The following is a 9,153-nucleotide window of genomic DNA, read 5'->3' as shown; positions in this document are numbered from 1 at the left end:
GGAGACTCGCACCACCCCCCCGCCGGTTCCAGGTCATCCCTCGTCCGAGGGCTTCCTGGTCTCCTTCTTCGTCTCCTTGGCCTGCCTGTTGGTCTTGATGGCCTGCCGCTTCGACTTGCCCGACTTCGCGGCGGGTTTCTTCTTCGTATCTGCCATGGAATTTCCCCCCTGTACGGACGAGGTGCCCACGATTGGTACACCAAGCTCGTTAATACCCATCTAACGCCGAAAAACCGACATACCGCCTATCGGGTGGGCCGGTCACCGGCAGGCTCGGACCACCACGCGCCCTCGCCGTGTGACAGGCCTGGCAGCCGCTGCTCGACCTCGTGCACCGCGGCCGCCGGGATCTCACCAGTGATCACCCAGGTGTCGTCGCGCCGTGCCGTGCCGTCGAGCTCGCCGCCGAGCGCCGCCAGCGCGCCGGTGACCGCGCTGAACGCCTCCAGCGGGATCTCGACCTCGAAGCGGTGGCACGGCTCGTACACCGTGGTGCCCGCCCGGCGCAGCGCCCGCATGAGCACGAGCGGCGTGCGGCCGCGGAAGTCGGCCGCCACGGTGACGGGCGCGTCGTAGCCGGTCCTGGTCAGCGTGACCATGACGTCGGTGACCGGCCAGCCGTGCGGGCCGGCGCGCAGCGTCAGGCGTACGCTCTCCTCGATCGCCCGGTGGAAGGCCTGCGGCAGCGACCCGAGATCGACCTCCAGCCGGTAGCCGACGCCCGAGCCCGGCGCGGCCCGCTCCACCCGCAGGCCGACGGTCGCCATGAACTCGTTGGGGCCGTGCCGCTGGATCTCCTCGACGGCCTCGCCCGTGCCGGCAGGGCGCTCGAAGTAGACGGGCCGGCTCGGCTCGAACACCGCCTCCACGCCGAACTCCCTCGCCAGGGTCTCGCCGATGACCTCCTTCTGCACCTCCCCGTACAGCAGGACCGACGTCTCGCCGCCGGCCAGCGTGCGAGTGCTGATCAGCGGGTCCTGCTCGGCCAGGGTCACCAGGGCGGCGTGCAGGCGGGGCTCGTGGCCGGGCACGCGCGGGCGCACGACCGTCTCCAGGCTGGGCGGGCTGAAGTGCGCGCCGCCGGCGGGGGGTGGCTCGCCGATGTGGTCGCCGACGCGGATCTCCGGCACGCCCCACACCTTGACGATGTCGCCCGCCATCGCGTGGCGCTGCTCCGGCGCGCCGGCGACGGTCAGCGCGGTCAGCCGGCCGTCGTAGGGGCCGCTCTGGTGGAGGGCGCGGTGGAAGGTGAGGTGCTCGCGCGGCCGCAGCACCCCGGCGCGTACGCGGAGGTAGGCGGCCTTCTCGCCGGATGGGGCGCGCTCGATCGCGAACACGGTCGCCGTCCCTGGACGGTCGTCGTCCCCGTCCAAGCGGCGGATGGGCGGCAGCAGGCCGGCGATGGCGTCCAGGAGGTCGCCGACGCCCTGGCCGGTGATCGCCGACCCGTACACGACCGGGTGCGCCACCCCGTCGGCGCACTGCCGGGCCAGCGCCGCGAGCACCTGCTCCAGGTCCGGGGTCTTGCCGTCGACGAGCGCCTCCAGCAGCCCGTCGTCCCGCTCGGCCAGGACCTCCGCCGCCTCCTCCACCAGCTCGGCCGGCAGGCCGTGCGTGGTGGCGGCCGAGCGGCCGATGTCCCGCACGGTGTTCAGTGCGACGCTGTACGGCGAGAGCCGCCGGCGGATGTCGGCGAGCACCCCCCGCTCCCTGGCGCCCATCCGGTCGATCTTGTTCACGAAGATCAACGTGGGCAGGCGCAACTTGCGCAGGGTCTTCATCAGGACCCGGGTGTGCGGCTGGACGCCCTCGACGGCCGACAGCACCAGCACGGCGCCGTCCAGCGCGCCGAGCGCCCGCTCCACCTCGGCCACGAAATCGGCGTGGCCGGGCGTGTCCACCAGGTTGACCCGCAGGTCACCCGGGGTGCCACTTGGGGTGCCGCTCAAGGTGAACGAGGCGACGGCCGTGCGGATCGTGATGCCGCGACGGCGTTCGATCTCGCCGGTGTCGGTCTGCGTGCTGCCCTCGTCGACGCTGCCGAGCCGGGCGATGACGCCGGTCTCGAACAGCAGCCGCTCAGTGAGGCTGGTCTTGCCCGCGTCTACGTGCGCGAGGATGCCGATGTTCAGGATGTGCATGTGTGGTGGAGCCCTCGAGAACTCTCGTGCCAATGGGGCGCTGGGAGATTCCGAGGCGGCCTCGCATCGCATGCTCCTGGTCGTTCGGCCTACAGGTCCCGGCCATCCTGCCACCGGCGGGCGCGCGGGTGCGAGCGATTTACCTGCGGCGCGCCGCAACCCGCCCGCGCGTCCGCCGGACGGTGCCCGGCGTCGCACGGCTCGGTGGCGGACGCGGGATCACAGGAGGCGGAGTTGCTCCGGGGCGGGTGGGACGAGGGCTGGGCGGGGTGGGAGGCGGCGGGCCATGGCCGGGGTGGCGCGGCCGACACCGAAGCGTTCGGCCAGCTCCTTGACCTGCGAGGTGATCCGCTGCTGGTACGCCTTCGGCGCGTAGGCGCCCCGGCCGTACAGCTCCAGGTAACGGGGCACCAGACGCGGATGCTCGCGCGAGAGCCAGCCCAGCCACCACTCCCGCGCCCCCGGCCGCAGATGCAGCACGATGGGGGCGATGTGGGTGGCGCCCGAGTCGGCGATCTCCTTCACCGTGCGTTCCAACTGGGCAGGTGAGTCGGTGAGGTACGGCAGGATCGGGGCCATCAGCACCCCGCACGCGATGCCGTTGTCGTTGAGCATGGCGCAGACCTCCAGCCGCCGGCTTGGGCGGGGCGTGCCGGGCTCCACCGCCCGCCACATCTCCGGATCGACGAACCCGGCCGACACGTTGGCGCTCACCTCGGTCACGTCGGCCGCCTCGGTGAGCAGGTCGAGGTCGCGCAGGATCAGCGTGCCCTTGGTGAGGATGGAGAACGGGTTGGCGGCGTCGCGCAGCGCGGCCAGGATGCCGCGCATCAGCCGGTAGCGGCCCTCGGCACGCTGGTAGCAGTCGACATTGGTGCCCATGGCGATGTGGTGACCACCCCAGCGGGGTGAGGCCAGCTCCTTGCGAGCCAGCTCGGCGGCGTTGACCTTGACGATGATCTTTGAGTCGAAGTCCGCTCCGGCATCCAAATCCAGATATTCGTGTGTTTTTCTGGCAAAACAGTAAATACAGCTATGACTGCACCCGCGGTACGGGTTGATCGTGTACTCGAACGGCACCCGGCTCGCGGCCGGGACGCGGTTGACGATGGATCTGGCCCGGATCTCGTAGAAGGTCATGCCCTTGAACTCGGGCGTGTCGAAGGTGCGGGTGACCGCACCGCGGGCGAAGAGCGGCACGGTCGGATCGTCCTCGGCAGGCGCGCCTTCTTGATAGGTCAGGCGCAGGTTGTCCCAGCGCATGACATGATTAGAACAAAGGTTCGAGCTTGATCGCAAACCGAAAAGAGGGTGCAATTACCTGGTCAGGCTGGGGCTAATGATCTTCATGGTTGGGCAGAAAGAGGCCACAGAGCTTGCGTTCCGGAGGTGCGTCTATGGCCTGGTCGCAGGATGAGGAGCGGATGCTGGCCCAGATCGAGCAGCACCTCGTCGAGGACGATCCGCGACTCGTCGCACGACTGGAGTCGTTCAACGAGCGGGTCCGTCGCAGCGAGGCGAGGTCGGAGGGGCAGTCCGGCGGCCGGCGGCGGCCGCGTCGCTCGACAGTCATCATCCTGATCAGCTGGTTGCTCATCGCCACGCTGGTCGCCACTCTTCTGATCATGGTTCTTCGCCACGACGCCGCCGCGCTGGCCTTGGCCGCCGCCCTCTGAGGCGTCAAGCGGTCCAGGCGCGCTGGACGACTTCGTAACCGATCACGGTGATCCCTTCTTGCCGCAGCAGCTCGCGGGCCTGGGGCGAGGTGAGGAATTCGTAGTCGCTCCTGCGCACCCGCCATCCGTCCGGATCGACCGCCCGCGACTCCTGCCCTCCCAGGCCGGGATGCACGGCCCACTCACTCAGGCCCGGCGGCAGCTCGCGCAGCCGCCGGGCGTACGCGGCCGCCTTGCCGTCCAGGTCCAGCGCGAAGCTGTCCAGAAAATCATGGTCCACGACCGGCAGGCCGCGGCCGCGCAGCAGCGCACGGGCGGGGTCCAGCCAGGCCCGCACCGCCAGGCCGTACTCGCCGGCCAGCGCCGCGGTCAGCTCGAACACGTCCTCGCGCCCGCCGTCGGCCAGGCAGTGCCAGTCCAGATGCGCCGGCCTCAGGCCCGCGTCCAGCGCGGCGTGGATCTGCGCCCGGAACTCGGTCTCGACCTCCTCGATCCGGGCGCGGGCGAGGAGCTCGGGGATGCGGTCGTGGGAGTAGAACCCGCCCGCCTCATCGAGCAGCGACGGCACCTTCTCCCGGTCGGTGAGCGGTCCCCCCGGGTGGCCGGGCAGGTCGCACACCAGGGTCAAGTGGATGCCGAAAGGCAGCTCCGGCCGGTCGCGCAGTAGGTCCATGGCGTGGCCCGCGGCCGGGCACGGCGTCATCAGGCTGCACGAGGCGGCGATCCCGTCCTCGATCGAGCGGACGACGGCCTCGTTGACGTCCCGGTACATGCCGAAGTCGTCGTTGTTGACGATCAGCAGGCGCGCATCCGGCGGGAATCCCAGCAACTCGCTGGAGGATGGTGCAGGCATGCTCTCAGCGTGATCACCGTGGATGTCCCTGCACAAACGAGTTTTCAGCGCGGTCTAGCGAGGAACCCCGGGCGTTCACGTTCACGCCTGGGAGGAATCGCTTCCTGACGTTGGGTGTGGAACGCTCGGACGTCAGTCCGGGCGTTTCTGGTTCTCGATGTACTCTTTGATGATCGACGGGGGTGCCCTCCGCAGGAGGCGGCGAAGGAGGACGGGGACCACACGTGCCCGCCCCACAGGTACTGGCGGACGTGGCCGGAGAACTCCTCGCGGAACAGCCGGGCCGAGACGCCCTTGAGCGAGTTGACCAGGACCGGCAGGCCGACCTTGGGCGGGTAGTGCACCAGCGGGTGAACATGGTCGTCTTCGCCGTTGAAATCCACAGTTGAGCGCCTAAGCTGTCGCACACTTCGATCATGATCTCTTCGCAGCGGCGAAGCAGTTCGTCGGTGAACACGCCCCGCCGGTACGTCGGTGTGAAGACGACATGAGCATGGAGGCTGCGAACAACGCTGCGGCCTCGTCGAATATCAGGGTGCGATCCCCGGTGGCAGTGACCTTGGTCACCCGCTAGTATGTTCGACTGTGAAACTGGTGGTGCAGGTGAGGCTTCTGCCGACGCCCGAGCAGGCCGAGGCGCTAAAGGCAACCCTGCACCAGCTCAACCAGGCCGCCGGCCAGGTCTCCCGGCTCGCCTTCCAGAGCCAGACCTTCGGCGTGCACGCCCTGCGCCGCCAGGTCTACGGCGAGCGCCGGATCCCATGCACGACAGCGGGTCGTCGAGCTGCACCCTGATGCGCTGGCCCGGCAGGTAGGGGAAAGGCGATCGGCGTGCCGGTCTCCAGGCGGATGCAGTGAATCGTGGGTGTGACGAGCTCGGCCTCCGTGACCGTTGCCGTCATGACGTACTTCGCCTACACGGACCTGGAGTGCCTGTGGGAGCTCGCCCCGAGGCTCGGGGGCTCGACTACGAGGCCGCGACGTCCTGAACGCGCACGACCGGCTCATGGCGGACCGGGAAGTTGACCGAGGAGGCGATGAAGCACGCCTTGTGAGCGTCAGCGTGCAGGCGAGTGGCGGTCTCGGTCATCTCTGGGGCGGTCACGGTCACCTCCGGGCGCAGGACGACCTCGGTGAAATGCCCGCCGTCCGCGGTCTCGGCCATGGTGCCGACGGCGCGGTCGACGTACTCGGTGACCACGACGCCCGCCGTCGAGCACAGGTGCAGGAACCACAGCATGTGGCACTGCGCGAGCGATCCCACCAGCAGCTGCTCCGGGTTCCAGCGCGCCGGGTCGCCGCGGAAGGCCGGGTCGGAGCTGCCCAGGATGGCCGGCGGGCCTTCGGCGGACAGCTCGTGGTCGCGGCCGTAGTCGCGGTAGCCGCTGGTGCCGGTGCCCTTGTTGCCGGTCCAGGTCACGACGGCCGGGTACGTGTGCAGGCGTGTCATTTCTGCTCCTCCTGGTGCGCGGTGATGCGGGTGTCGAGGACGTGGGCGCGGGCGATGGCCGCGGCGTCCTCGGGGCGGCCTTCGGTGATCGCGGCCAGCAGCTCCTCGTGCTGGCCCGACACATGCGCCGGCCGGGACGGGGGGACGAGCGAGTGCAGGGTGGACACCTGGATCTGGTCCCAGATCCGCTCCAGTGCCCGCAGGGCCATCGTGTTGCACGCCAGCTCGGCGATCGTCCGGTGGAAGCGCCGGTTGAGCCGCACGGCGTCGGCGAGGCGCCCTTCGGCCGTGGCGGTCGCGGTCCGCGTCGCCACCTCACGCAGCGCCCGCAGGTCCGCGGGGGCGATGCGGCCCTCGCGCTGGCGGGCGGCGGCCAGCTCGGCGGTGAGCGCCTCCAGCGCGGCCCGCACCTGGTAGGCCTCGTCCAGGTCGGCCTGCTCCAGCGACACGACCACCACGCCGCGCCCAGCAGGGCGGACGAGGCCGTCGGCGGCCAGCATCCGCAGCGCCTCGCGCACCGGGGTGCGGCTCATCTCCAGGGTCGCCGCGGCCTCCATCTCGGTGAGCCGCGCGCCCGGCGGGTAGGCGCCGTCGAGGATCAGCTCCCGCAGGCGGCTGCATGCCACGTCGGTCTGCATGCTTCTCAGTATTGCATACATTGCATGCAACGCTTGACCTCAAGTTTGGTTGAGCTCCTACGGTCGAGCACATGACGGAAAACCTGACCATTCGAGCGGGGCGCCGGGAGTGGGCCGGTCTGGCCGTGCTCATCCTGCCGACGCTGCTGCTGTCGATTGACGTGACCGTGCTGCATCTGGCCGTGCCGATGCTCAGCGCCGACCTGCGGCCCAGCGCGTCCCAGCTGTTGTGGATCAACGACGTGTACGGGTTCCTCATCGCGGGGTTCCTCATCACCATGGGCGCGATCGGGGACCGGATCGGGCGTAAACGGCTGCTGCTGATCGGCGCGACCGCGTTCGCCGTGGCGTCGGCGCTGGCCGCGTACGCGCCGAGCGCCGGCCTGCTCATCGTCGCCCGCGGACTGCTCGGGATCGCCGGAGCGACGCTGATGCCGTCCACGTTGTCGCTGATCCGCACCATGTTCCGCGATCCCGCCCAGCGGACGGTGGCGATCAGCCTCTGGATGACGGGGTTCACCGGCGGCATGGTGATCGGCCCGCTGGTGGGCGGGGCGCTGCTGGAGAGCTTCTGGTGGGGGTCGGTGTTCCTGCTGGGCGTGCCGGTCATGGCGGTGCTGCTGGTGGCCGGGCCCTTGCTGCTGCCGGAGTACCGTGATCCGGCTCCGGGGCGGCTGGACCTGGTCAGCGTGGCGCTGTCGCTGGCCGCCGTCATCTCGGCCATCTACGGGATCAAGGAGATCGCCGCGTACGGGCTCGGCGTGGGGCCCGCGGTGGCCGTCGTGGCCGGTGTCGTCCTGGGCGTGGTGTTCGTCCGGCGGCAGCGGCGGCTGGCCGACCCGCTGCTCGACCTGAAGTTGTTCGCCGAGCGCAGGTTCAGTGCCTCGCTGGGCACCCTGATGCTGGTCATCCTGGTCGGACCGGGGATCATGCTGCTGACGGCGCAGTACATGCAGCTGGTGGCCGGCTTGACGCCGCTGCAGGCGGGCTTGTGGTCGCTGCCGCAGGCCGCGTCGCTCGTGCTGGGATTCACGGCAGCGCCGGCGCTGGCCCGCAGGATCCGGCCGGGCACGGTCATGGCCGGGGGTCTGGTGGTGTCCGCGGCCGGAATGGGTCTGCTGGCGGCGGCGGACGGGCCGTCCGGGCTGGCGTTCGTCGTGGTCGCGCAGGTGCTGTTCTTCTTCGGCGCGGCGCCTCTCATGGTGCTGGGCACCGACATGGTCGTCGGCTCCGCCCCGCCCGAGCGCGCCGGGGCGGCCTCCGCCCTGTCGGAGACGGTGCAGGAGTTCGGGGGCGCGCTCGGGCTGGCGGTGTTCGGCTCGATCGCGGCGGCCGTGTACCGGGCGCGGATGGTCGTCCCCGAGGGGGTGCCGGCCGGGCTCGGAGAGGAGGCCCGCGACACGCTCGGTGCCGCGTCCGCCGCGGCCGCGCGGCTGTCCGATCCTGCCGCCACCGCACTGCTCGACTCCGCAAGGGCCGCCTTCACCGGCTCATTGCAGGTCACGGCCGTCGTGGGGGCGATTCTCGTGGCCCTCACGGCGGTTCTGACAGCCGTCGTCATGCGCCCGCTGCCCGCCGCTGCCCCGCCGACCCCGCAGGAGCAGAAGGTGGATCAGGCGGTCTGATCCGGGCTCTTGCATCCTGGTGCTCGCCTACGTATATTCGTAGACGAGTATCCGCGAACGGAGGTGATGAGGGATGGCGAAGCGGCGGCCGGTCGCCAACCTGCTGGCTCTGGCCGTGCTGACCGTGGTCGTCCAGCGCCCCATGCACCCGTACGAGATGGCCTCCGTCCTGCGAGCGCGCGGCAAGGACCAGGACATGCCGATCAAATGGGGATCCCTCTACACCGTCGTCCGCAATCTGGAGAAACACGGCCTGCTGGAGGCGGTGGAGAGCACCCGGCAGGGCGCTCGCCCCGAGCGGACCGTCTACCGCATCACCGACGCCGGGCGGGCGGAGGCCGAGGAGTGGACCCGCGAGCTGCTGTCCACTCCGCGGCCCGAGCCCTCGTCCTTCGAGGCCGGCCTGTCAGTGATGGGCGGTCTCGGCCCCGACGAGGTGGCGCCGCTGCTGCGACGCCGGCTGGAGCTGCTGGAGCGGCGGATCGAGGCCGGCCGGTCGGACCTGGAGCGGGAGCGGCGGGAGATGCCGAGGCTGTTCCTGCTCGAATCCGAGTACGCCCTGGCGATGCGGGAGGCGGAGGCGGCCTGGGTGCGTTCGCTGCTGGCGGAGCTGGAAGCAGGCACGTTCCCCGGCCAGGACGCCTGGCGCGCTTACCGCGAGACCGGCCGGCTGCCCGCCGACGTGGAGCACCTCGCGGAAAGGGGCGGGCCGAGCGAATGAAAGACCCGGCGGCGGGTGCTGGCACACCGGCCGCCGGGTGTACCTCGTA

The 9,153-nt window shown here is 70.5% G+C and carries 10 protein-coding genes and 1 pseudogene; 4 read left to right on the top strand and 7 right to left on the bottom strand.

What is annotated here, in order from left to right; genetic code table 11:
• Nucleotides 1–33: 33 nt before the first annotated feature.
• From ACTWPT_RS49945 to ACTWPT_RS49935, 3 genes are all read right to left on the bottom strand, one after another.
• A complete protein-coding gene (locus ACTWPT_RS49945) occupies nucleotides 34–156 on the bottom strand; it encodes a hypothetical protein (protein ID WP_277750738.1) in 123 nt (40 codons plus the stop codon).
• 89 nt (nucleotides 157–245) lie between these two features.
• Nucleotides 246–2,141, bottom strand: a complete 1,896-nt coding sequence (locus ACTWPT_RS49940) for a GTP-binding protein (protein WP_443184606.1) — start codon at nucleotides 2,139–2,141, stop codon at nucleotides 246–248.
• A gap of 219 nt (nucleotides 2,142–2,360) precedes the next feature.
• Nucleotides 2,361–3,404, bottom strand: a complete 1,044-nt coding sequence (locus ACTWPT_RS49935) for an Rv2578c family radical SAM protein (RefSeq protein WP_443184605.1) — start codon at nucleotides 3,402–3,404, stop codon at nucleotides 2,361–2,363.
• 134 nt (nucleotides 3,405–3,538) lie between these two features.
• On the opposite strand from ACTWPT_RS49935, the gene ACTWPT_RS49930 reads away from it, so the two are divergent.
• On the top strand, nucleotides 3,539–3,817 hold the full coding sequence (locus ACTWPT_RS49930) for a DUF3040 domain-containing protein (RefSeq protein WP_443184604.1): 279 nt from the start codon (nucleotides 3,539–3,541) through the stop codon (nucleotides 3,815–3,817).
• A 4-nt stretch (nucleotides 3,818–3,821) separates the two neighbouring features.
• On the opposite strand, the gene ACTWPT_RS49925 is transcribed toward ACTWPT_RS49930, so the two are convergent.
• Nucleotides 3,822–4,670, bottom strand: coding sequence for a polysaccharide deacetylase family protein (locus ACTWPT_RS49925; RefSeq protein ID WP_443184603.1), 849 nt, complete (start codon nucleotides 4,668–4,670; stop codon nucleotides 3,822–3,824).
• A gap of 132 nt (nucleotides 4,671–4,802) precedes the next feature.
• Nucleotides 4,803–5,247 (bottom strand): annotated as a pseudogene (gene tnpA / locus ACTWPT_RS49920) (IS200/IS605 family transposase).
• Nucleotides 5,248–5,255: 8 nt separating this feature from the next.
• Here tnpA and ACTWPT_RS49915 point away from each other — a divergent pair.
• Nucleotides 5,256–5,465, top strand: a complete 210-nt coding sequence (locus ACTWPT_RS49915; RefSeq protein WP_443184608.1) for a hypothetical protein — start codon at nucleotides 5,256–5,258, stop codon at nucleotides 5,463–5,465.
• Nucleotides 5,466–5,637: 172 nt separating this feature from the next.
• Here ACTWPT_RS49915 and ACTWPT_RS49910 read toward each other — a convergent pair whose 3' ends face one another.
• Nucleotides 5,638–6,120 (bottom strand): OsmC family protein, encoded by a 483-nt coding sequence (locus ACTWPT_RS49910; protein ID WP_443184602.1) that lies wholly within the window; start codon nucleotides 6,118–6,120, stop codon nucleotides 5,638–5,640.
• Entirely contained in the window at nucleotides 6,117–6,758 is a 642-nt protein-coding gene (locus tag ACTWPT_RS49905) for a GntR family transcriptional regulator (RefSeq protein ID WP_443184601.1), read from the bottom strand. The genes ACTWPT_RS49910 and ACTWPT_RS49905 overlap by 4 nt, the downstream gene beginning before the upstream one ends.
• A gap of 71 nt (nucleotides 6,759–6,829) precedes the next feature.
• Between ACTWPT_RS49905 and ACTWPT_RS49900 the strand changes: the two genes are divergently transcribed.
• Together ACTWPT_RS49900 and ACTWPT_RS49895 are read left to right on the top strand one after the other, a co-directional pair.
• Nucleotides 6,830–8,383, top strand: a complete 1,554-nt coding sequence (locus tag ACTWPT_RS49900; RefSeq protein ID WP_443184600.1) for an MFS transporter — start codon at nucleotides 6,830–6,832, stop codon at nucleotides 8,381–8,383.
• A gap of 73 nt (nucleotides 8,384–8,456) precedes the next feature.
• Nucleotides 8,457–9,104 (top strand): PadR family transcriptional regulator, encoded by a 648-nt coding sequence (locus ACTWPT_RS49895; protein ID WP_443184599.1) that lies wholly within the window; start codon nucleotides 8,457–8,459, stop codon nucleotides 9,102–9,104.
• The last annotated feature ends 49 nt before the right edge of the window (nucleotides 9,105–9,153 follow it).

It is taken from the genome of Nonomuraea sp. 3N208, assembly GCF_052245935.1.
Taxonomy (GTDB): Bacteria; Actinomycetota; Actinomycetes; order Streptosporangiales; family Streptosporangiaceae; genus Nonomuraea.
This window is presented reverse-complemented; position numbering and strand designations above follow the sequence as displayed.